At 42.5% G+C, this 23,168-nt stretch carries 17 protein-coding genes; 11 read left to right on the top strand and 6 right to left on the bottom strand.

Annotation, left to right across the window (positions count from 1 at the left end; translation table 11 throughout):
- Nucleotides 1–35 precede the first annotated feature (35 nt).
- From QHT84_RS08865 to QHT84_RS08835, 7 genes are all read left to right on the top strand, one after another.
- Complete coding sequence (locus QHT84_RS08865; RefSeq protein WP_283239200.1) at nt 36–1,457, top strand: hypothetical protein; 1,422 nt, start codon at nt 36–38, stop codon at nt 1,455–1,457.
- An 85-nt stretch (nt 1,458–1,542) separates the two neighbouring features.
- Nucleotides 1,543–2,085, top strand: coding sequence for a DUF6252 family protein (locus QHT84_RS08860; RefSeq protein ID WP_283239199.1), 543 nt, complete (start codon nt 1,543–1,545; stop codon nt 2,083–2,085).
- 40 nt (nt 2,086–2,125) lie between these two features.
- A complete protein-coding gene (locus QHT84_RS08855) occupies nt 2,126–2,659 on the top strand; it encodes a DUF6252 family protein (RefSeq protein ID WP_283239198.1) in 534 nt (177 codons plus the stop codon).
- Between the two features lie 127 nt (nt 2,660–2,786).
- Nucleotides 2,787–3,032, top strand: coding sequence for a hypothetical protein (locus QHT84_RS08850; RefSeq protein WP_283239197.1), 246 nt, complete (start codon nt 2,787–2,789; stop codon nt 3,030–3,032).
- Nucleotides 3,033–3,082: 50 nt separating this feature from the next.
- Nucleotides 3,083–4,975 (top strand): tetratricopeptide repeat-containing sensor histidine kinase, encoded by a 1,893-nt coding sequence (locus QHT84_RS08845; protein ID WP_283239196.1) that lies wholly within the window; start codon nt 3,083–3,085, stop codon nt 4,973–4,975.
- 9 nt (nt 4,976–4,984) lie between these two features.
- Nucleotides 4,985–6,958, top strand: coding sequence for a tetratricopeptide repeat-containing sensor histidine kinase (locus QHT84_RS08840; RefSeq protein WP_283239195.1), 1,974 nt, complete (start codon nt 4,985–4,987; stop codon nt 6,956–6,958).
- Between the two features lie 221 nt (nt 6,959–7,179).
- The gene (locus QHT84_RS08835) at nt 7,180–7,827 is read left to right on the top strand and encodes a response regulator transcription factor (RefSeq protein ID WP_283239194.1); all 648 of its coding nucleotides are present in this window, start codon (nt 7,180–7,182) and stop codon (nt 7,825–7,827) included.
- Here the strand turns inward: QHT84_RS08835 and QHT84_RS08830 are convergent.
- The 5 genes from QHT84_RS08830 to QHT84_RS08810 all read right to left on the bottom strand — a co-directional run bounded on the left by QHT84_RS08830 (nt 7,824) and on the right by QHT84_RS08810 (nt 13,329).
- Nucleotides 7,824–8,132 carry a rhodanese-like domain-containing protein gene (locus QHT84_RS08830; protein WP_283239193.1) on the bottom strand — a complete coding sequence of 103 codons (309 nt, stop codon included), beginning with the start codon at nt 8,130–8,132 and terminating at the stop codon, nt 7,824–7,826. The genes QHT84_RS08835 and QHT84_RS08830 overlap by 4 nt on opposite strands.
- Before the next feature lie 61 nt (nt 8,133–8,193).
- Nucleotides 8,194–9,957, bottom strand: a complete 1,764-nt coding sequence (locus QHT84_RS08825) for an aromatic amino acid hydroxylase (RefSeq protein WP_283239192.1) — start codon at nt 9,955–9,957, stop codon at nt 8,194–8,196.
- A gap of 329 nt (nt 9,958–10,286) precedes the next feature.
- The gene (locus tag QHT84_RS08820; protein WP_283239191.1) at nt 10,287–10,820 is read right to left on the bottom strand and encodes a DUF4136 domain-containing protein; all 534 of its coding nucleotides are present in this window, start codon (nt 10,818–10,820) and stop codon (nt 10,287–10,289) included.
- A 72-nt stretch (nt 10,821–10,892) separates the two neighbouring features.
- Nucleotides 10,893–12,878 carry a urocanate hydratase gene (locus QHT84_RS08815; protein WP_283239190.1) on the bottom strand — a complete coding sequence of 662 codons (1,986 nt, stop codon included), beginning with the start codon at nt 12,876–12,878 and terminating at the stop codon, nt 10,893–10,895.
- 271 nt (nt 12,879–13,149) lie between these two features.
- Nucleotides 13,150–13,329: a DUF5522 domain-containing protein gene (locus QHT84_RS08810; protein ID WP_283239189.1), complete on the bottom strand. Its 180-nt coding sequence runs from the start codon at nt 13,327–13,329 to the stop codon at nt 13,150–13,152.
- A gap of 28 nt (nt 13,330–13,357) precedes the next feature.
- Between QHT84_RS08810 and QHT84_RS08805 the strand changes: the two genes are divergently transcribed.
- A complete protein-coding gene (locus QHT84_RS08805; protein ID WP_283239188.1) occupies nt 13,358–13,684 on the top strand; it encodes a hypothetical protein in 327 nt (108 codons plus the stop codon).
- On the opposite strand, the gene QHT84_RS08800 is transcribed toward QHT84_RS08805, so the two are convergent.
- Nucleotides 13,685–19,222, bottom strand: a complete 5,538-nt coding sequence (locus tag QHT84_RS08800; RefSeq protein WP_283239187.1) for a fibronectin type III domain-containing protein — start codon at nt 19,220–19,222, stop codon at nt 13,685–13,687.
- A gap of 216 nt (nt 19,223–19,438) precedes the next feature.
- Here QHT84_RS08800 and QHT84_RS08795 point away from each other — a divergent pair, with 216 nt between their 5' ends.
- From QHT84_RS08795 to QHT84_RS08785, 3 genes are all read left to right on the top strand, one after another.
- A complete protein-coding gene (locus tag QHT84_RS08795) occupies nt 19,439–21,250 on the top strand; it encodes a T9SS type A sorting domain-containing protein (RefSeq protein ID WP_283239186.1) in 1,812 nt (603 codons plus the stop codon).
- A gap of 107 nt (nt 21,251–21,357) precedes the next feature.
- Complete coding sequence (locus QHT84_RS08790) at nt 21,358–22,251, top strand: 1-aminocyclopropane-1-carboxylate deaminase/D-cysteine desulfhydrase (protein ID WP_283239185.1); 894 nt, start codon at nt 21,358–21,360, stop codon at nt 22,249–22,251.
- A complete protein-coding gene (locus tag QHT84_RS08785; RefSeq protein WP_283239184.1) occupies nt 22,244–23,146 on the top strand; it encodes a glucosaminidase domain-containing protein in 903 nt (300 codons plus the stop codon). The genes QHT84_RS08790 and QHT84_RS08785 overlap by 8 nt, the downstream gene beginning before the upstream one ends.
- Nucleotides 23,147–23,168 lie beyond the last annotated feature (22 nt).

Here is a 23,168-nt window from a genome sequence, read left to right as displayed (position 1 = left end):
AATTTTTTGCAGTCCTTTTTTAATCTTATTTCACAATGAAAAGAATACTATTCCTCAGTTTCAGCCTGGCACTGTCTTTTACAATCAATGCCCAACAGATACAATGGGCTCACAAGCTAATCAAGTTTTCTTCTGATTTGGGCGGAAAACAAAATGGTGTTAAAAGAGTTTTGGGAAAGCCCGATGCCTTTCCGCAAGGGGGAAGCAGCCCGAATGCGTGGATGCCTAAAAATGCTTTGGACGGATATGAATGGGTTGAGGTAAGCTTTGAAAAGCCGCAAACCGTAAAACAAATTGCCGTTTTTGAAAACCTCAATGCGGGTTGTGTGGTCAGTATAGCTGTAGGCGACGGTTCAGGAAAATACAGAAGAGTATGGTCGCGTAAACCCAATTACAAAACAGTTACTTTCAAAGCGACTATTCCGGCCGACAGGAATTATTATTTTAAACGTAAACGACGGAAAATTCAGGACCATCCCGATGTCGTTAATCCGGGTGTGGAATATGCCATTTTAGAGCAAGCAGAAAGCGGTGTGGTGGCCGTTCGCGTCGAATTCAATTTTGCATTGCTGCCCGGACAAAAAGAAATTGATGCTATCGGAATTTCGGATTCCGATGTCCCGATTCTGCCTCAAGTGAACACCAATCCGGCTTTTGAAAGTTTGACCCCGTCTAAAGTAGTGCCATTGCCTGAAATGATTCCGTCATCCGCTACGATTGCTCCGGACGGTACAAAAATGTTAGTGACCAAAATCAGCGATGTTAAAAATGAAATCATTGCGTTTACCAAAGACGGTTCGGGGAATTGGTCAAATCCGAGAATCGAAACCCAACTCAACACCGGTGACCGCTACAACCATGCGCAATATGTGGGGAATACTCTTTTGCTGAAAGGCGGAAATACCTACCAACGCAACAGCACTGAAACCGGTTTCGAACTGTTTTCGGATACCAATGGCACGTATCAATCCTTGGGTCAGATCAAAGTGGCAGGGTACAACAATTACGACGATTCCGCCGATGCTCTGGTAACACCGGATCGAAAGGTTTTGCTGATGGGTATTGAAACCGATTTTTCACAAGGCGGCAGCGACTTGTATTTTGCCTTGCAAAAGGAAGACGGAACCTACGGTTTTTTGCAAAATATGGGGAAAGTAATTAATTCGGCCGCCGATGAAGGGATGTGTCAGTTGTTGTCTGACGGCAAAACAGTATTGTTTGGCAGCAATGGTTTTAGTACCTACGGCAGCTTTGACATTTTTGTTTCGCATCGATTGGATGATACCTGGAAAAACTGGTCGGAACCCATAAATCTGGGAAGCAAAGTGAATACTACCGACTTTGACGGCTTGCCGTTTTACGATGAGAAGAACGAGTTGCTCTACTATATTTCGAGTGAAAATGAGACCAACGTTTTGAAATCTATCTCGATTCCGAAATCCGCTTTAATGAAATAATTATCAGCAAAATAGGGCAGATGTCGTATTGATTTGGCGCGTTTAAAAAGTAAGATTTGTACGCATAACTTTAACCATAAATAATATGAAAGCATTACAACATTTTGGATTGGCACTAACAATGGCGCTATCAACCTTATTCATTTCCTGCAGCAGTGATGATGGGGGCAGTGGTGGAGGATTCAGCGGACCTGCCAGCGGAACTTTTATAAAAGCTAAAGCGGGCGGAAGTAATTTTTTGGCCGAAGGAACTTTTGCCAGTGGCGGTTTTGCATCAGGGAATTTGGTATTGACCGGAACGACAACCACCGGAAAATCCATCGGGATTCAATTGTATGCCCTTGACGGGACTTTGGATGTGGGAACTTATGATGTTGGCGCTTTAAGCAATAACAGTGCCTACAGCGGAAATCTGACTTTTATTGATGTAAACACCAGTACGTTTGCCGTGGTAACCTACAACTCGGTATTTTGCGATAGTTCCACCGGAACTATTGAAATAACCCATGTAGATGCTAACAAAATTGAAGGGACTTTTAGCTTTAACGGAAAAGAAGTAAGAGAAGGAGAGGATTGTTCCGGCGCTACTAAAAATGTAACCAACGGTTCTTTCCGCTTAGAGTTATAAGACTTATCATACGTTGTATTAACCTTTAATCAATAATATTATGAAATCATTAAAACAATTTGGATTTGCCGTTACTTTGGCGCTAACCGTTTTATTAACTTCTTGTAGCGGAAGCGACGATAATGGCGGTGGTGGCGGTTCGGCTTCATTGGGCACTTTAAAAGCCAAAGTAGGCGGAAATTCTTTTACCTCTATGGAGGCAGCTACTTTCGCTACAAAGCAAGTAGTAGGCGGACTCACAACCATCATTATTCAAGGGAGTACTGCTTCCGGTAAAGCCATACAATTAATTTTGACCGGCACTGATGGTAATGCAGGCACTTTTGAAATAAGTGATACCGCCGGAATTTCGGCAATTGCCAGTTACACGGAAGTCAACATCAGTAACCCGATGGATTCCCAAACTTGGGCGGCTCCATACGAATCCTCAGGGGTCGTTGGTTCAATCACTATTAGTGAAATTACAGAGACTAATGTAAAAGGGACTTTTAATTTTACCGCAAAAAATCAAGAGGGAGCCGATACCAAATCGGTAACCAATGGAGCATTTAATATTAATTTTACTTCCAATTAATAAAAGTTTACCATGCATAAGAAAATACGGCATTCGCCGTATTTTTTTTGGTTTTAGACTGTCGCAACTTTGTACACTTACTACTATTGTTATGATCTATTTTTTGTCAGCTGTTTTTATAATCCAAATGGGATTGATACTCTACCTGAGCGGTAAGATTAAGGCCGAAAGAATCCAATTTCGCTCTAAACTTAAACCGTTGGAAGATTTTATAGTACAGTTAGAACAAGAAAATGTAAGTCGGTCGCATCAAATTCGGCTCTCTGAGGAATTGAAACTACAATTAAAAGAGGTAAACACGGCATTGCGTAAAAATATATTCGATTTAAATTATCAACTCTTTCAAGATTCCTGTTCGAAAAAAGAAAGATAGCGCTTCAAAATTTTAACATTTTTGCTATATTTATGCTATAGAATCTCCGTATGAAACGCTTTTATTGCCTTATTTTTTTGATGCTCTTCTTTTCGGCACAGTCAGCTGCGCAGGAGCTTAAGGAAACATTGATAAAGGCTTTTACATCCCAGGATTCTTCTGATTATTATTTTAAAATAGCTAAAAGAAAGATTAAAACGCCGGCCGACGAAGCGCAATATTACTTTTGTAAAAATGCACGCTGCTGTGATTACAACCAATTAGACAGTGCTGTTGTTTACGGAGAAAAAGCCCTTCATCTACTTCAAAAAGTCGGCGACATTCCTTCGCTGCTCACCGTATACAATAACCTGACAAAGGTGTATCGAAAACAAGGGCAATACGATAAAGCCATTCAGTATTCGCTTCAAGGGATCAGAGTAGCGGAAAAAGAGAAAAAAGAAAATTGGATTGCTTTTTTTAATGCGAATTTGTCGCTTACCTACCACGATTTTGAAAGTTATCCTAAGGGAATTTACTACGGAAAAAAAGCGTTGAACTATTGGTTGAGCCAAAAGAAATTAGCGCCCGATATGATTTGCAATGCGCTTAATGCCATCGCCATCAATTTCGATGATTGGAACAAGCCCGACAGCGCTTTGTATTACCACAAAAAGGTATTTCGCTATTTCAAGGGTAAGGATACTATTTATATTGGCGATACCTACAATAATATCGGGAATACGCTCCTCAAACAAAAAAAATATGCGGAAGCGAAGCGCTGGATTACTTCGGCCGTTAAAATCAGCGATAAAAATTTTGAAATCAATGGCGGTGTAAAAGACAACAACTACTATTACGAACGCGCAACCAACTACACCAATTTGGCCACGATTGCCTTTCAAACCGATGATTTTGATAAAGCCGAGCACTATTTTAAAATTGCAGAATCCTATGTCAACAAGAGTCAAAATGCCGAAAAGTTGCGAGATTTTTATTTCCAACGTTCTGCCTTCAATAAAAAACGAAATCACTTAGCCAAAGCGGTTCAGGATCAGGAAAATTACATCAAAATTCGGGACTCTGTTTTTGATGTCGAACGCGCCCAAATTTTCTCCGAATTGGAAGCCAAATACCAAAACGAGAAAAAAGAAAAACAACTGTTACAATCAAAGACCGAAATCCGGGAACGCGAAATCGAAATCAAACAAAAGAATACCCAATTTCTTATTTTAGGATTGGTTTCGTTGGCGTTGCTGTGCATTATTTACCTGGTGTATCGCCAGCAGAAACTCAAAATAAAACAAAAAGAACAAGAGTTTGAACTCAAATCGGCTATTACCAAAATCGAAACCCAAAACCGACTCCAGGAACAGCGCTTAGCCATATCGCGCGACTTACACGATAACATCGGAGCGCAACTTACCTTTATCATTTCCTCGGTAGACAACATCAAGTATGCCTTCGATATTCAAAATCAGAAACTCGACACCAAGCTTTCGGGCATCAGCGATTTCGCCAAATCAACCATAATCGAGTTGCGCGATACCATTTGGGCTATGAATAAAAATGAAATTACGTTCGAGGATTTACAAACCCGCATTCATAATTTTATTGATAAAGCCCAAGAAGCGAAAAGTGATATTCTGTTTAATTTCTTTGTGGATGACGCGCTGAAACATAAAAAATTCAGCTCTATAGAAGGCATGAATGTATACCGAACCATACAGGAAGCGGTCAATAACAGTATTAAGTATGCCGAAGCCCAAAAAATAACCGTTGAGGTCAAATCGGAAGCAGATAAGGTTCGGATTTCCATTACCGATGACGGAAAAGGATTTGATGTCAACGCGCCGGTGCGAGGGAACGGGTTGCTCAATATCCAAAAAAGAATAGCCGAAATAAACGGGAGCTTTACCATAGAAAGCGCACCGTCGGGCACCACAATCCGTATTTTACTTTAAGGGAAGCTGATGAAAAAACCACTGCTGATACTCGTTTTATTTGTTTTTGCCTTTGGTTTGCGGGCTCAAAATGCGCAGGAAATGGTTGATCGTCTGAAGAAAGATTTGCAAGCCAAACCCGATGCCAAGCGAATCGCTGTGATTTATTCGGATCTGACGTGGTATTATTCTAAAATCGATATCGATTCGGCTTTGCATTACGGTGACAAGGCCGTGATAGAATCGAGAAAACTCAACGATTCCACGCTTTTGGCTCAAGTATACAGCGATATCGGTGCGGTGTATTTTATCAAAGGCGATTTTATCAATTCTAAAGTCAATTATCTTACTGCTTACAAAGTCAGAAAACTGCGAAACGATGTGAAAGGATTGGCTAAAATCAACAATAATTTGGCCAACATTTACGAAAAAACGCATCAATACAAACAAGCGATGGCTGCTTTTGTAGAAGCGTTGTCGTATTTTGAAAGCGTAAAAGACGAGAAAAATACGAGCATCACGAAAGGCAACATCGGACTGATTTATTTGAAACTTAAAAATTATCCCAAAGCCTTGCAATACATTGGTGATGTGGTTCGGTTTCAGGAAAAAAATAATTTTACCGAAGAACTCTGCGTGTCTTGTTTGAATTTAGGAAATGTATACTTGCAGTTGAATGATACCCTGCAAGCTTTGAAATATTATGATAAAAGCGTAAAAGCCTGTACGGCTGTCGGCAATAAAAAAGGCCTATCGAGCGGGTTCAACAATATAGCGTCTATCAAAACCGAACAAAAAAAATCGAAAGACGCGCTGGCTTTTTTTGAAAAATCAAAAGCAATCCGAGAAGAACTGCATTCCGATTTGGACAAAGCCAACTTTGATTTAAACTTGGCTAACGAATACGTTTCAGCCCAACAATTCGGCAAGGCCAAAAAACTATTGTTATCCACGCAAAAGTTCTACGAATCGAGCGGTACTACCGAAAAACTGCAAATCAATTATAAATCGCTTATCAATGTTTACGCAGCGCTGCACCAACCCGACAGCGTGACGTACTTTTTGGATAAGTTGGTGGTTTTAGACGAACAACTTTTGGTCAACAAGGCCGAAAAGCAAGCGGCTGAACTTGAAACCCAATACCAAACCGAGAAAAAAGAATTACAGCTTCAAAAATCGAAAGCCGAAATCGCCTTGCGTGAATCGGAGATCAAGAAAAAAGAAACCCAATTCATCATAGCCATACTCATTTCTTTGGCCTTGCTGATTATTATTTATTTGGTATACCGCCAACAAAAACTCAAAAACAAACAGCAACAGCAGGAGTTTGAACTGAAATCGGCTATTGCCAAAATCGAAACGCAAAACAAATTGCAGGAACAGCGACTCGCTATTTCGAGAGATTTGCATGACAATATCGGCTCACAACTTACCTTCATCATCTCGTCGGTAGACAACATTAAGTATGCTTTTGACATTCAGAATCAAAAACTCGATGCCAAGCTTTCGGGCATCAGCAACTTTGCGAAAAGCACTATTATTGAGCTGCGCGATACCATTTGGGCCATGAATAAAAGCGAAATTACATTCGAAGATTTACAAGCTCGAATCCATAATTTTATTGATAAAGCGCAGGAAGCCAAAGAGGATATCCAATTTAATTTTGAAGTCAATCCGACACTCAAAGAGCTCCGGTTTTCTTCGGTAGAAGGCATGAATTTGTATCGTACCATTCAGGAAGCCATCAACAACAGCATTAAATATGCCCGGCCCCAATCGGTTGCGGTGAGCATTCTACCCGAAGCGGAAAAAGTCTTGATTAGGATTACCGATGACGGTTGTGGTTTTAACCGAGAAACCGTGCTGATGGGCAATGGGATTCAAAACATGGAAAAACGAATTCGGGATATCGGCGGAACTTTTGAAATTCATTCCGAACCCGATAAAGGTACTGCCATTACCATTATGTTGGGTATACAATCCCAAAAACAGCAAGGGTTATAAATACGACATATGTCGTATTTTTTTTGTGTCTGTAATTCATCAAATTTGAGTAATCAAGTGGTATTGATTAATTACAAAAACAATTAGGTTGTTTTTATTGTTGTCCTTTTCATTCTGTGGATTATTCAAGCTAATTCTACATGTTTGAAAAGGACTTTTTTTCAACGCTTTTGATAATCAGTTAAAAATTATTCGCCAAATTTGTCTTAATATATATCTGTATGTCAATCCGTATCGCCTTAGTAGATGATAATGTTTTTTTGCAAAAAGCAGTAGCCGAGAAATTATCTTTCTTTGATGATTTAGCGCTCAAGTTTACCGCTATTGAAGGACAAGATTTGCTCAAGAAACTGGAAGCTAATAAAAACATCGATTTGATTTTGATGGATATTGAAATGCCTGTATGCAACGGTATCGAAGCCACTAAACTGATCAAAGCGAAATACCCGCAAATCAAAATTATCATGCTGACGGTTTTTGATAACGATGAAAATATTTTCAACGCCATCAAAGCCGGTGCCGATGGGTATTTACTAAAAGAAGTCAACCCAAAAGAACTACACCAAGGCATACTCGAAACCTTAAACGGCGGGGCGGCCATGAATCCGTCAATTGCCTTAAAAACACTGAAACTACTCAGAAATCCGGTTAATTTTGAAGAAAAATGCCGTGATGATATCAAATTAACTTCGCGGGAAGTGGAAGTTTTAGAACAACTGAGTAAAGGGTTAAACTACAACATCATAGCCGAAAACCTGTTTTTGTCTCCTTCTACAGTTCGAAAGCACATCGAAAATATTTATACCAAACTGCAAGTCCATAACAAGTTAGAGGCCATTCAAAAGGCCAAGAATAATAACTTGATTTAAAGTTGACTTTCCAAACTCTGCCATCCGCCGCCATTGATAACCTCGATGCCGACCGACTTTAAGATAGAAGCCGCTTGTGCACTTCGCATGCCCGAGCGACAACATACAATCACCGGCCTGTCTAATTTTTTGATATCGTTTAGTTTACCGTTGATGGTGTCCAACGGAATGTTTTTCGACCCTTTAATGTGTCCTTCACGGAATTCTCCAACGGTTCTGACATCAATAATCACTGCGCCTTTGTTTACAAAATCCTGAACGCTTTCCGATTTGCTGCCTAATCCTAAAAAGTCTAATAGTCCCATAATTCAAATTTTTCGGCAAAGATAGTTCAGCAGTTTCCGGCTTGCCGTAACAAAGGTTACATTAGTGTTGTAAGCTCACTTTTTCCAAAAACAATCCCAATCCGCCGGCAATTAAATGGGCAATTTCAGGACGACTTTGTTTCACTTTTTCCAAATGAACCAGCACTTCGTGTAATAAGGCGGTGTTATGGGTCTTGTCGCATAGTTCGGCAATCTCTACGGATAACAACCAATCTTTTGGATGTTTGTCTTTGACCAAATAGAAGGTTTTTTCTATCGAAATCACGGCCGGTTTGCCTTCGCGGATGTTTCGGATGTTGAGATATAAGCCTTCCAACTCTTCACGCTCTGCCGATTTTTGGGCTTTAATGGTTTGCGAAGATGGCACGTGGTTAATCATGTCGAAACTGTTCACATCGGCCGGACCGGAAAAGGCCGAAATTACTTTTTTACCGACCGCCATATCATACGTGCCCCATTCCGGCAAGAATAAAACCGTGTCGTTATGGGTTACCGTACAGTTTTTAAAACTGATAATGATGATTTCGCCTTGCAAGTTTCGCGAACCGGTAATGATTTCACCACTTACGGTGATGTTGCCTTCAAACTCTAAAGTGACTTTCTCGGCTTCGTAAATATCATAAGCTCTTAAGTCACGCGGACTCATATCTTCAATGGCTAAGTTAATGCCTTTCAGTTTTCCGATAGGCGAACCAAAGCCTTCAGCATGGTATTCCGTACCGTGACCTACCAATTCTTTTTCGCGATAAGATAAAGCGGTTTTACCGGTAGTTTGTACATAAACCGGTTTGCCTTCGTGTTCAATTACGTTGGTGAATACCCCCGAAATTTGAATCCCGGTGCTCAATTCTATGGTGCCCAGTGCTTTGGAATCTATTAATTTTTTAATCCCCGATAAACCTCCGGTGCGCAAGGCCATCGTATTGGCAAATTCTTCTAAAACCAAACTCAAATGCGCAAAATCGGGTGTTACATACAACTGCGGTTGCGGTTTGGTAATGTCAAAACTTTGATCGGCGGCCGAAATATCATACGGGATTTTCTTCACATTATCGGTCATGCACCAAGTGCTTTCGCCTATAGAAGAAAGCAAACCGGCGCCGTAAATTTTTGGGTTGTCTACGGTCCCTATTAAACCGTATTCTACGGTCCACCAATGCAGGTTTCGGATGCGCGACATTTCCGAAAGTTCGCCCATGTTGTTTTGCAGAAAATCAACCTGATCTTCCGCTTTTTTAATATCTTCCTCCGGAGTGCCTTCGGCTTCTTTTAAAATGGATAACAAACGAATCGCCTCATACATTTCGTAATCGCGCGAAGACGAAATAGCTTTACAACCAATTTCCCCAAAACGGCGCAAGTATTCGGCATATTCCGGATTGGCAATGATAGGAGCGTGGCCGGCACCTTCGTGAATAATATCGGGAGCCGGGGTGTATTCTATATGTTCTAATTGACGGATATCGGAAGCAATTACCAAAACATTATACGCTTGGAACTCCATAAACGCATTCGGCGGAATAAAACCATCTACAGCCACCGCAGCCCAACCGATTTCTTTTAAAATACGGTTCATGCCATACATATTCGGTATATTATCGACTTCCAAACCGGTCTTTTTCAAGCCGTCGAGATAGGATTCATGCGCTACTTTCGAAAGATAATCCACATTTTTACGCATCACATAACGCCACACGGCCTGATTAATCGGCGTGTAATCATCGTAATCTTGCGGTTTTATAAACTGTTTTAAATGTTTTGGCAGTCTGTCAATCAAAGGGTTGCTTTCAAAATGAGCTTCCATATTTAGTGTTTTGTTGTGTTCGTAAATTTACAAATCTTCGCCTAAAGAAGTGTGATAAAAATCATAAAAAACAAAACGTTCCTCCTCTGCGCAATGGATGGAAGGCGCTTTTTGCTTCGCCAGTTCGCTCTTTAGGAGCTCGTGTCCGGCTGTCCGCTATATCATTTTTTTTGCCCTTCGACTCCCGAAGTTTCGGGACAGGATGACAAAACAAAAGGATATTTCCGAAACTTCTGGACCATATGGGCTAGGGCAATGAGCAAAAAAAAACCGCAACAGCCTCTGTTACGGTTTATGTCTTTTTCTGCCAACTGAACACTGCCAACTGACTACTTCTTTTGCGGCGGATATTGTTCCAAAATTTTAGCCACAAACGTTTTAATGACTTCGTCTTTCTTGTGGGTGTCTTTGGTTAAAACACCTTCGCCTTCGCCTTGCCAAATCAGTTCTTTTTTCTTAGCATCAATAATATCAATGTACAAGGTGCCTTCGGTATGTCGAGAAACCGTAGTATTGCCACCCCATAAGTAAGGATTCCAGCCCCATCCCCAGCCATAACCCCAGCCGGCGTTGAATTGGTTTACACTAACCTCTTCTCTTTCTTTCGTAAAAAACGAAATCAACAAATCAGGCGTATCACTTTTGGTAAAACCTTTAGCGGTCATGGTTTCATCTATGGCGCGTAAAATGCGCTTTTTGTCTAAATCGGAAATGTCCACTTTGTCAATCCCGGTTTTGTGAAACGCATAGGTTTTAAAAGGAGCAAAATCAACCTGCTTGTCATAATCGGAGTTTACCCGAATGGAATTGCAGGAAGCCAAAACAAAAAGGAGGAGTAATGCGGTGATTTTTATTGTTTTCATATTTTTAGATGTTTAAAGTTTCAAGTTTAAGTTATTGATTACGCTAATCAACGTGAAGCTTTAAACATGAAACTAAAGTAACGATTCATTTACTACGTTAGGGATGGTCACTTTCAATAAAGGTTGCGTGGCCATCGCTCTTTTTATGGCAAAAACAGCGCCTTCATTTCGGGCCCAACTTCTTCTCGCGATTCCGTTGTTTACGTCCCAGAAAAGCATTGATTCTAAGCGTCTTGACGCTGCTTTAGAGCCATCAAGAACCATACCAAATCCGCCGTTAATCACTTCGCCCCAGCCTACACCACCGCCATTGTGTATAGACACCCATGTTGCGCCCCTGAAGCTGTCACCTATAACATTATGAATAGCCATATCGGCAGTAAAACGGGAACCGTCGTAAATATTCGATGTTTCGCGGTACGGCGAATCGGTACCCGAAACGTCATGGTGGTCACGACCTAAAATTACATAGCCGATTTCTCCGCGCGCAATGGCTTGGTTAAAAGCTTCGGCAATTTTGATGCGGCCCTCGGCGTCCGCGTATAAAATACGGGCTTGGGAACCCACGACTAACTTGTTTTCTTGGGCGCCTTTAATCCATTGGATGTTGTCGGCCATTTGCTGTTGGATTTCTTCGGGGGCGTTTTGCATCATTTCCTCTAAAACGGCACAAGCAATTTGGTCGGTCTTTGCTAAATCGTCCGGATTTCCGGAGGCACAAACCCAACGGAACGGTCCGAAACCGTAGTCAAAACACATCGGCCCCATAATATCCTGCACATAGCTCGGGTATTTGAATTCTCTGCCTAAAGTTGGATGGTCATTCATCACATCGGCGCCCGCTCGAGAAGCTTCGAGTAAAAAGGCATTGCCATAGTCAAAGAAATACGTGCCTTTGGCGGTATGTTTGTTGATGGCTGCAGCATGACGGCGCAAGGTTTTTTGTACTTCTTCTTTGAATTTTTCCGGATTGGCGGCCATCAAGTCGTTGGATTCTTCAAACGTATAGCCGATGGGATAGTAGCCACCGGCCCACGGATTGTGTAATGAGGTTTGGTCGGAACCCAAGTCGATGTGTAAATTCTCTTGGTCAAAACGTTCCCAAATGTCTACTACATTGCCCAAATACGCAATAGAAACCACTTCTTGATTTTCGAGTGCTTTTTTGACTCTGGGTACTAACTGGTCTATATTTTCAATGATTTCGTTAATCCAACCTTGTGAATGACGGATGTGGGTGATTTTCGGATTGACTTCGGCACAAACGGTTACGCAACCGGCTATGTTTCCGGCTTTGGGTTGGGCACCGCTCATGCCTCCTAATCCTGAAGTCACAAACAAACCGCCTTTGGGTGATTTTTTAATTTTTCGGAAACCGTTCAGCACCGTAATAGTGGTTCCGTGCACTATGCCTTGCGGTCCAATGTACATATAGCTGCCGGCGGTCATTTGCCCGTATTGGGAAACCCCGAGAGCATTCATTTTCTCCCAATCGTCGGGTTTGGAGTAATTTGGGATCACCATGCCGTTGGTAACTACTACTCTGGGTGCTTCGGGATGTGATGGAAATAAACCCATAGGGTGACCCGAATACATGACTAAGGTTTGTTCCTCGGTCATTTCGGCCAAGTATTTCATGGTGAGTAAGTATTGTGCCCAGTTTTGGAACACAGCACCATTACCACCGTAGGTAATCAACTCATGTGGGTGTTGTGCCACAGCGTAATCCAAGTTATTTTGAATCATGAGCATAATGGCTTTGGCCTGCTCTGATTTTCCGGGATATTCCGAAATAGGACGCGCATACATGCGATACTCGGGACGGAAACGGTACATGTAAATGCGACCGTACGTTTCCAATTCGGCTTTGAATTCGGGAATCAGTGTGGCGTGATGTTGTGGTTCGAAATAGCGCAAGGCATTTCGCAAAGCCAATTTTTTTTCTTCTTCGGTGAGTATTTCTTTGCGCTTGGGCGCATGATTGATTTGGGGTTCATAAGGTTTTGGCTGTGGTAAAACGGCCGGGATTCCTTGTTGGATTTGTTCTTGAAAAGTCATTTTGGTTGTGAGTTGTATGTTATATGTTGTTTGTTGTTTTTGCCTGAAGCGTTAGATTTGATGGTAAGAGGAGGACAGCCACTGGCTGTCAGGTATTTTTTGAATCGTTATCAATTATAGTCCTTCTGTTTACATTTTTTTTTGCGTTAGGGATTGTAGTGGAAATCCTTTTTGAGGATTGGTCTTCGTTAGAAGACCAATCTATAAAAAGATTGCAACGGAAAGCCCGACCCTTGTGGTAACGCCCCTATTTTAATTACTGAACATTGCCTTACTTTTTTTTGATAGTTCCTGTTTTTTTATCAAATCCATACGGGCAATGGCGGCAACCGCTGCGGCAGCAATAGCCCCGTTTGAGATGGTACTTTTCGGTAAAAACTTTATAGCCTTCGGGCGTGAGGTAATAATCTTCGCCTTCGATTAATTTATTTTCCTTATTTTGTTCCATCATAAGCGCAAATTTAACTACTTTATCACGAATGATTGTCGTTGTTTTTAAATATTTAGTGCCTAAAGGCTACCGAGGATTGACGATTTTTCCGCTGGTGATTTTGAAAGCGCGCAACAGTAAAGCAGATGCGATATTGTTGCAGCACGAGCGCATTCATTTAAGACAACAATTGGAGTTGTTAGTGCTGCCTTTCTTTATTTGGTATGCGATAGAATTCTTACTGCGCTGGATGGTTTTGAGAAACCGTCACCAAGCGTATCGCGAAATCTCGTTTGAGCGTGAGGCCTATGCCAACGAAAAAGACCTTCACTATTTACAGCAAAGGTCTATTTGGAATTTTTTGAACTATTTTTAATTAGTAAATTACTTTTCGGACTACCGTTTCCCCGTTTTGCAGTTTAATTTTCAACAGCAAGGTGGTGTTGTTTTTTCGCAGATTTGATAAGGTAAAGTAGTTGGTATTGATGTTTTCATACAAATCCAATTGCTGCCCCAGCGCGTTGTATACCGTAATGGCTTCCATCTGCAGGTTGTTAGAGGCAACACTTACTTGGTCTTTAATAATGGCTTTTACACTATTGTCAGTTGTTGCATTATTTACCCCTAAACTGCCGTTGAGATATATCACGCTAAATCGGTTTTCGATAACGCCGTTATTGGCCGTAAATTGGTACGGACTCACTTTTAAATCATGGATGATACCGAGTTGTTGGTCTTTTAAATAGATGTTTTGACTATCAAATAAACCGTCTACAGCGGCTATGGCAATAGTATAATTTCCGGTGTTGGGAATATTTACACCAATCGGCACTTCATCGTTCACATCAAAAGGCAATTCACGTCCTTGGATGGAGAATTTTCCACCTTCAATTAAAGAATAAATTTGGGTGATGCCCGAATTTTGTGTCAAGCAATCAAAGAAACTGTCTTTACCCATGGTGGCCTCTTGGATATACCCAAACAGGGTTCTGTCGGATTGGCCGTTAGGACCTACGATATCCAGCCAAATTCTGTTTCGTTCCAATTGATTTACATTGTTTCCGGCAGTCAAACCGGCATAATTGGATAGTCTGTAAAAACTACTGTTGCTATACGTAGCGCTTCGTAAACTGTTGGTAAATGTGATGCTTTGAGAACTGTCGGCCGGACCGTCAATCATTTGAACAAAGAATCCCTGACCGGAACCGATAAACAAATCAGAAGCTGCTGTCGGGCAACAACTGGTTCCCGTAAAATTATAGGTTACATAATCTCCCGGACTGTAGTTGGATATAAAAGAACCGTAAAACGGACTAGGACTTACGGATGGTAAGTTGCCATGCGTCCACAATTTTACATTGCCCATAATTTTGGTATTGTTATCAAAGAGGAATTGACTGGCTCTGATAGCAGACGGATAAGGATTTCCAACTAAGTTCCAGTTGTCGCTGTAATTGGTGATTTCGGCACCGTTAAGTCCGTAATGCGTAGCGGTGTTGGTATCACTACCGCGTGCAATCGGTACCGTAATGGTACCGTTGTTAGGAACACCGGTGAATACGCCATTTAGGGTAGCTGCGGTTGTCGAACTGAAAGAACTTGGACCGCTCACTATATAACCTTTACCGGCAATCATCGTATTTCCGGCGGCATTTTCCCAATTTCCTTGGCCGCCGTTTGAATTGGCTATTGTAGTATTCCATTTGTAAATGCCCCAAGCGGTTAATGGTGAGGCAATGTTGCTTACATTAAATCCGGCTACCGGAGACGACCAATACACATAATCGAGACTTCGGATAAAAGCATCCCGTTTGTACACAATGTTTCCGGTGTTGGTCACATTATTAATCTGTACTAAACTCGCGTTGTTGTTGATTAAGAAAGTACCGTTAGTTTGCACATTTACCCAGTCTGTAACGGTGATGCTATTATTGGAGTTAATCGTTAACAAGGCATTCGCGTACACACTCAAAGTTCCTGCTAAAGCGTTATAACTGGTTCCGGATACAATCGGTTTGTTGGTAGTATTCGGAATGACCACACAGTCTGTTCCTGTTGGGATAGCGTTATTGGGTAACCAGTTACCCGCTTTATTCCAGTCGGTATCAATGGCACCGGTCCAAACTTTTCCCCCGGTTACGGTTACGGTGGTGTTGTCGGTGTATGTTAAATTTGTTCCGTTACACATCGCATAGGTCACTTCGGCAGTATACGTTGTAGTGGCTAGCGGGCAAACGTTGAGTGTATTGGATGTTCCCAAAACAGGTCCGGATGCTACATTACCTTGGAACCATTTTACAGAAGTTAATGACGTTCCGCTAGGGGTAAATCGCCACGCTTCGTTCGTAGCCGACCAGTTGGTACTTAAACCATTTCTGTTTGGAGCTACTACAGCTGTTGTTCCTGCAGCATTTTGGAGTCCAACGATGGCATTCCCATCGTTCCAAGTTGAACAAATATCTTTTTGTTTGATGTACACTTCAATGACATTGGTATTTTCATACAAGACAATCATTCCTGTGTACAACAAGTTGTTGCAGGTAGAAGAGAACATAGGAATTTCATGCCATGAAGCAACCAAAGCTCTACAACCCGTATTTAGTGTGATTAATTCCCAGCTTACTTTGCCTCCCACACTTGGGTCAATGTCTTGATAGACACCGAAAATGGTATTTCTGAAAAGTGAAGTACTAGGTAAATCGGTGTTGAAAGACCAAGCCGAATACCCACCCGGTGTGTTGTTGGTGGTGTCAAAAGTAATGGTTCCGTTAGAACCAATAAGGCATTTGTCATAGTTGTTGCCGAAGAAACAGAAATTAAACGGTAGATTGATGATAGGCGACCAACGGTCGTCAATATTTACACTCACCGGATTTTGCAAACAGCTAAACTGATACGGCGGCGCATAAGGAATTGAAGCAACCGTATAATTGGTTGGTTGATTGACTTGTAAATAGGTGGCCTCCAGGTTTACACAGCCCAGAGAATTACATGACATGGCTGCAGGATCTGCCCCGTTCAGGCCAAGGCCGCCAACGGTCACCGATGGACAGGCCAGTGTGGTTGTGCCGGTACCGTTACCTACGGCACAAGGGGTGAAATTTGTTGGTCCAAACCACGCACTGGTATCCGAGCCGCCGCAGTAAGAACGTACCCAAAAATAATAACTTTGGCCTGCTGTCAGTCCGGTTAAAGTTACGCCAATCACTCCCGGAGCTGTAGAACCGGTTGGTGTGGCACTTGCAGAAGGAGTTGTGTTACTGGTACTCACATAATATTGATACCCTCCTGAAGCCGGTGGCGTCGAAGCGGTCCAATAAATTGAAGCACTGGTTGTTGATAAGATATTAGCAAACAAGTCGGATGGTTGCGGGCAGCTTGGGGTAGTGGCACAAATACTGAAGGTGCCGTTGTTGTCATTGCCGAATTCCCAAACTCTGATGTAGATGGTTTGTCCCGGGGTTAAGCCCACCATAGTAATGTTGGACATCAGCCCATTGGTACTGTCGTCATCGTCACACTCTAAGAGGGTTAATGCGCCACAGGTTCCGGTATAAAATGCCATCCCGCTATCTGTCATAGTACCTGCTTGAAGATCAACAGTCAATACCCCGGTGGCAGGGACTACAGCGTAGAACCAAACATCTCCTCCCGAATAACTGGCACAGCCCGGCGCAGGTATACCGCTACTGGCAGTTGCCGTAGCATTGGAATACGTGGTATAATTACATGTTGTTGTCGGAGTCAATGCTATGGCTCCGCTGCATTCATCGTTCGTTATCGGTGGAGGCGGGCACGAAATGGTAAACGTAACATTGCCGCCCAGACTGCTTTCCGGATCTAATAAGATATAGTATGAGGTTCCTGCAGTCATTGAAAAGCTTGGTGATGTACCGGCCCCTGAGATATCGTCTATACAAGTCCACCCTATGTTATCACATTCCGCCGAAACCGGTTTATATTGATAATCAATGTACGTGTATGAACTGGATTGTGTAATAGTGTAATTGCCAGTAGTCGTTGGTGTGAAGACAAAAATTCTTTCCTGTCCCGGTGTCGACCAGCCACAAGCAGAAGTATTGTATGCCCCTGCGCCGGCGGCTATTGTTGCTGTAGTGTTGGTGCCACAAGCCGCAATGGTAGGAGTGCTGGCACACGGATTAAACGGAGTGGTACAGGTTCTGGAAATGGTAAAAGTTCCAACATCTGTGCTGGCCCCTCCTGAGAACCAATAGGCAACGTACACATAGTAGGTTACCCCAACCGTGGTGACGAATGTTGCCGTCTCAGTACCGTTAGAACCACCGGCATCATGACAACTGATGTTCGTTAAACTGCCGCAACTACCACGAGAGATGGTCATTTCCTGATCGAAGCCACCTGTACCCACAGAGGTAATAGTTGTTTGATTTCCGTCGCCTACAAAAGTATACCATCTTCCATAGCTACTAGGATCACAGCCTGGGGTGTAGGCATAGCTTGTGCTACCTGCTGTGGTTCCGGCTAAGTTTGTGGTGCCGCACGCTAAAGTAATTGCGTTCGAACACGGATTGCCCGCAGAAGTAGTAGTGCTTCCGGTTACATAGGCACTGCTGCATCCGTTGCCGGCTAAAATGCGATAGTAATAGGTGGTATTAGCGGATAAACCGGATAGGACTTGGCTCAATGAACCGGTGGTAAAAGGAGAACCGCTCACATTAGTGGTATACCCCGCATCGGTAGTTACCTGAACGGTGTACGTAATGGCCGAAGCACTACCGCCGGTAGGCGCCGTCCAGTTTAGTGTAAAACCGGTAGCCGAAGTACCGGAAACCGTTACCGAATTCGGTACGGCCGGACACGTAATCCCGTTACCGCTTAATGCGCCGCCGGTGGCATATACCGGACCTCCGGTACAAGCCGTATTGTTGTATGCGTAAATGTAATAGTAATATTGGGTATTGCCTGCGAGCCCGGTACCCGGAATAGTGGTTGAATTACCCGATTGGATAAACGTTAACCCACTCCCTAAAGTAGCGATGTTGGCTGCCGAGTAGGTAGTACCATTAACCGGTTGTGACGGCGGTGTGCTCGAGGTAGATTGAATGACCAAATACCCGTGGGCACTACCCGAAAAGGTAGCCGGTAACGAAGTTGATGTTTTAGTGCCGGGCGTATAAGCGGTTGCCTGACTTGGCGTAGTGCATCCTACAGGTGGCGAAGAGACCAAAGAGATATTATCAACTCCGGCAGGCGGATTAGTTCCACCACTGTTGTTGTTGGTCCATTCAAACACCAAACGGAAAGAAGTCCCTGCATATGAACTATCCAAAGTATAGGAAGCGGTGGTCCAAGAGGCCTGACCTGACAAGTTGCTTGGTGTTAAAAGAACGTTTCCGGTTGGTGCCGAACCTGAAGCTATTAAAGCAGTTCCGTAAGCTGGGGGTGTTGTTGCGGGTGGTGTTGGAATGGGAATAGCCCATACTCTTAAATAATCTAGGCCGGATTCTCCAGCTCCAATCCAACTAAAACTTAAAGTAATATTCGATTCTCCTGCAGGAACAGTAACATCACGATACAAATGCGTTACCCTGTTTGTGTTCATGGTGTAAGCATGAGGATATTGATTTACTGGTGTTGTTGCTCCTGTATTGTTGGTAACATACGCATAATAGGAACCGGAGAATCCCGGATATGCATTAGCCCCATTTCCACAAATCCATTGATTACGTGTGGAAGCCGATGTGGTAGCTGACCATCCATTTGCTGCAAGTGTCACTGTTGCGTTTTCAAACCCTCCGGCTCCCGTTGGCGAAATAATCGTGGTTTGCGCACGAACAACATCGGTAAATAAGAAAAAAACTATAAAAAAAACGAAATAGTGTGTTTTATTAAGGCTTAAAAATAGATTTTTGATAAAGTAATTTTTAATCATAAAAGGATAGCGGTATTTATATGAGGTAAATGTATGTGGATTCTTTTTCTGTTTCCAAAAAAAATCTACAAATGTTAACAAATATCCGTTAAAATTAACAAATATGTCGTTGAATCGATTAAAAATTATGGGTAAAAATGGGGATGTGGTAATTAAGAAAATTAGCTACATTTGTGGTATTGCTACACCAATTGTTTAATGTAAAGGTTTGATAGTATGAAACTTATTCTTGTGAAAGCCTTGCCGCTATTGGTTTTAATGATTTCATGTCCTTTTGGTTGGGCTCAGCTTCATGTAAAATCTGGCAGTTACGTGTTTGTAAAAGATACGTATGTGTATGTAAATCAAGATACTGATTTGCAAAATAATGCTGCTGTTTATTTGAGAAATGAAGGGCAATTTTTACAAGGTACAACCGGTTATTCAACCAATAAAGGATTGGGTTTTTTATCGGTTTTTCAAGAAGGCACATCCGATAATTACGACTACAACTATTGGTGTTCTCCTGTAGGAAATGCCTCTGCTATTTCGGGTAATGAAAATTTTGGGATTACCCTGTTGCAGGTGCCTACCACCGCAACGAACAGTAGTCCGGCTACAATAGATTCTGCGACCTACGATGGTCAATCGGCTAATGGTTTCCTTTCTATTGCCAGTTATTGGATTTTTAAGTATTTATCGGGGGTGGATTACTCCGATTGGTTTCAATCGGGTGCCAATACCGATATTGCGGCCGGACAAGGTTTTACTATGAAAGGAACGGCAGGCGTTGATGCAACCAATGTTGGGGAGTTTGCGGTTAACAATCCGGGCGGTGCGCAACGTTACGATTTCAGAGGGAAGCCCAATGATGGTACTATTGCAGTGACAGTATCGGCGAACAATTTAACGTTAACCGGCAATCCGTATCCTTCGGCTTTGCATGTGAATGCTTTTTTACTTGATCCGAGCAATATCGATTGTACCGGAATTGCCTACTACTGGGAGCATGATAAATCGGTTAATTCCCATTTGCTTTTGGCTTACCGTGGCGGCTATGGTACGTATGCGCCTATCAGCACGTCACCAACCGAATATGGGATTTATGTGCCCGCTACTTTTGATTCGTACAACATAGATGGTACAGTGAATACAGCGGGGGCTTCTTCGGGTTTATCGATTCAGCGCAAGTACGCGCCCATAGGGCAGGGTTTTATGATAAAAGGAACGGCTTCGGGCAGTCCGACTTCAGTCGCCTTAAAAAACAGTCACAGGGTCTATTACAAAGAATCCGGACCGTATTCTCAATTTGAAAGATTATCAGTTCCAAATAGTGGTTTCGCCGAGCCGGTTGGGCCGAATTATGCGAGTCATATTCGATTGAATACGATGATGAACCATCAATTTACCCGCCAAATAGCTCTGGTTTTCCTGCCTACTGCTACCGACGGCATCGACCGAGGCATTGATGCCCAATCGCCGGCCGAAGAAACCTTGCCAAATGATGTTTATTTCTTTTTAGAGCAAGACCGCTATGTGATTCAAGGGGTTGCTTTTGATGTCAATAAAAGAATTCCGATTGGTATTAAAGCTACGAATAATGCGGTATTTACCTTTGATGCTTCGATGGTGTATAATTTTGACGAGTCGCAGCCGATTTATCTTTATGATGCTTTAGACGGCAGTTATCACGACATCAAAAACAGTACGTATGAGCTAACATTGCCTGCCGGAGTGTACCACAATCGTTTTGAAATTACCTTCACCACCACAGCTTTGAATGCCCCTGTCAATGCGGTAAAAGAGTTAGTTGTTTTTCAGGATAATGCCAACCAACAATTGCATGTCAGTAATCCGCAAGAGCTGTTCTTACAGGCGGTGACTTTATTTGATATCAACGGTAAGCTGATTTTTAAGAAAGAAAATGTTGGGGCAAACAACAGGTATCAATTTGCTACCTCGGGTTTGAGTGATGCGGTGTATTTGGTAGAATTGACCGCGGATAATAACGTCAAAAAGACCCAAAAAATCATTATTGCAAGACAATAGCTTAAGTCTTAAGCTACTTTTAATGGCTTTTTTAGAGAGATGGAAGTTCGTTTCGTACTTTTGTCATGCATGATCTAAGGTCGAATAGTGCAACATAAAAAATCTCTTTGGAAAGTTACAATCAACAAATTGAAGTCGATGACGTGACGCTTTTTCTCAAGCGTGAGGATTTGCTTCATCCGTATATTTCCGGAAACAAATACCGAAAACTAAAGTACAATTTGGCGCAAGCCCAACAAGAGCAGCACGACACGTTGCTGACTTTCGGCGGTGCTTTTTCCAATCATATTTTGGCGACAGCCGCTGTCGGAGCCGATTACGGCTTTAAAACAATTGGCGTAATTCGCGGTGAGGAATTGGCATCCCAAATAGAAGACAATCCAACGCTTCAACAAGCTCGGGATTTCGGAATGGTTTTTGAGTTTGTGACCCGTGACGAATACCGAAGAAAAGAAACACCGGAATTTACGGCCTATTTGCAGACCAAATACGGTCGTTTTTATCGGTTGCCCGAAGGCGGTTCCAATGCGTTGGCGGTACAAGGCTGCGAAGAAATGTTGACCGAGGAAGACGCTGTTTTTGATTATATCTGTTGTTCGGTGGGTACCGGAGGTACCCTTTCGGGACTCATCAATTGTTCAAAAAGTAGTCAACAAGTTTTGGGTTTTTCGGCATTGAAAGGCGATTTTTTACAAGAAGATATTCGTAAATTTGCGAAACATCAACATTGGGAATTGGTCACCGATTACCATTTTGGCGGCTACGGAAAGGTTTCGGAAGAATTAATACAGTTTATCAATTGCTTCTATCAAAAATACCGCATCCCGCTCGATCCGATTTACACCGGAAAAATGGTTTTCGGCGTTTTCGATTTCATCCGAAAAGGGAAATTTCCGAAGAATTCCAGGATATTGATGATCCATACCGGAGGACTGCAAGGTATCGCCGGGATGAACAAAAAGCTAAAGAAAAAAAACCAAATCGAAATAATCTATGAGTAAGAAACTTCTAATGTTGTTCATACTAATGGCTTTGTATGCCTGCGGCTCGAATCAATCGGTAGTGAGAACAACAAAACCCGACCCCAGAAAAACAGCCTCCGCTCCCACAGTACAACGGGAAAGAAAGCCTATCTATCGTCCGAATATCCCGAGAAAGAACGAATCGGTAGTCCAAAAAGCCGGAAGTTCTGCTTCGCAAAACGCCAACGGTCAAACCGAAGTTTTGGAAGCCACCACTCGTGTTAAGGTCACCACCGAGATGGTTTTGGCATACATCGAAAAATACAAAGGAGTAGCCAAAGACAACATGGTAAAAACCGGTATACCGGCCAGTATTACCATGGGACAAGCCATTTTAGAATCGGGTGCCGGCACCGGACCGTTGAGTGTTCAGGCCAACAACCACTTTGGTATTAAATGCCATAAAGAATGGACCGGACCGAGTATTCGCTATACCGATGATGAAGAAAACGAATGTTTCCGCAAATATGACGACCCAAGTAATTCTTTCTTAGATCATTCCTACTTTTTGACCAGTAGACCAAGATATGCCTCACTTTTTCAATTGGAAAAAAGCGATTATCAGGCTTGGGCTAAGGGATTAAAAGCGGCCGGTTATGCAACGGATCCGAAATATCCCGACAAACTCATTGCCTTGATTGAGCGTTACCAGTTGCAGCGTTTCGATGCCGAAGTCTTAGGGAAAGAGTACACGCCGATTGTAAAATCCCAGCCTATTGTGTACGAGAATAATCCCGACACTTATACGGTGGTTAAAGGCGATACGTTGTATTCTATTTCCAAGAGATTCAATATTTCTATCGAGGACTTAAAGAAGAAAAACAATTTAACCGATAATACATTGTCGTTAGGTCAGCAAATCCTTGTAAAGTAAAACTAACGGACACTATAATTTT

The organism is Flavobacterium sedimenticola (genome assembly GCF_030053345.1).
Taxonomy (GTDB): domain Bacteria; phylum Bacteroidota; class Bacteroidia; order Flavobacteriales; family Flavobacteriaceae; genus Flavobacterium; species Flavobacterium sedimenticola.
The sequence above is the reverse complement of the archived record's forward strand: the minus strand, read 5'-3'. Positions and strand labels throughout refer to the sequence as shown.

What these genes read in the sequence shown, in the direction of transcription:
- QHT84_RS08840 (WP_283239195.1), top strand. Translation starts at nt 4,985, where the DNA reads ATGAAAAAACCACTGCTGATACTCGTTTTATTTGTTTTTGCCTTTGGT.
- QHT84_RS08835 (WP_283239194.1), top strand. Translation starts at nt 7,180, where the DNA reads ATGTCAATCCGTATCGCCTTAGTAGATGATAATGTTTTTTTGCAAAAA.
- QHT84_RS08795 (WP_283239186.1), top strand. Translation starts at nt 19,439, where the DNA reads ATGAAACTTATTCTTGTGAAAGCCTTGCCGCTATTGGTTTTAATGATT.
- QHT84_RS08855 (WP_283239198.1), top strand. Translation starts at nt 2,126, where the DNA reads ATGAAATCATTAAAACAATTTGGATTTGCCGTTACTTTGGCGCTAACC.
- QHT84_RS08815 (WP_283239190.1), bottom strand. Translation starts at nt 12,878, where the DNA reads ATGACTTTTCAAGAACAAATCCAACAAGGAATCCCGGCCGTTTTACCA.
- QHT84_RS08785 (WP_283239184.1), top strand. Translation starts at nt 22,244, where the DNA reads ATGAGTAAGAAACTTCTAATGTTGTTCATACTAATGGCTTTGTATGCC.
- QHT84_RS08820 (WP_283239191.1), bottom strand. Translation starts at nt 10,820, where the DNA reads ATGAAAACAATAAAAATCACCGCATTACTCCTCCTTTTTGTTTTGGCT.
- QHT84_RS08825 (WP_283239192.1), bottom strand. Translation starts at nt 9,957, where the DNA reads ATGGAAGCTCATTTTGAAAGCAACCCTTTGATTGACAGACTGCCAAAA.
- QHT84_RS08800 (WP_283239187.1), bottom strand. Translation starts at nt 19,222, where the DNA reads ATGATTAAAAATTACTTTATCAAAAATCTATTTTTAAGCCTTAATAAA.
- QHT84_RS08865 (WP_283239200.1), top strand. Translation starts at nt 36, where the DNA reads ATGAAAAGAATACTATTCCTCAGTTTCAGCCTGGCACTGTCTTTTACA.
- QHT84_RS08860 (WP_283239199.1), top strand. Translation starts at nt 1,543, where the DNA reads ATGAAAGCATTACAACATTTTGGATTGGCACTAACAATGGCGCTATCA.
- QHT84_RS08830 (WP_283239193.1), bottom strand. Translation starts at nt 8,132, where the DNA reads ATGGGACTATTAGACTTTTTAGGATTAGGCAGCAAATCGGAAAGCGTT.
- QHT84_RS08845 (WP_283239196.1), top strand. Translation starts at nt 3,083, where the DNA reads ATGAAACGCTTTTATTGCCTTATTTTTTTGATGCTCTTCTTTTCGGCA.
- QHT84_RS08850 (WP_283239197.1), top strand. Translation starts at nt 2,787, where the DNA reads ATGGGATTGATACTCTACCTGAGCGGTAAGATTAAGGCCGAAAGAATC.
- QHT84_RS08805 (WP_283239188.1), top strand. Translation starts at nt 13,358, where the DNA reads ATGATTGTCGTTGTTTTTAAATATTTAGTGCCTAAAGGCTACCGAGGA.
- QHT84_RS08810 (WP_283239189.1), bottom strand. Translation starts at nt 13,329, where the DNA reads ATGATGGAACAAAATAAGGAAAATAAATTAATCGAAGGCGAAGATTAT.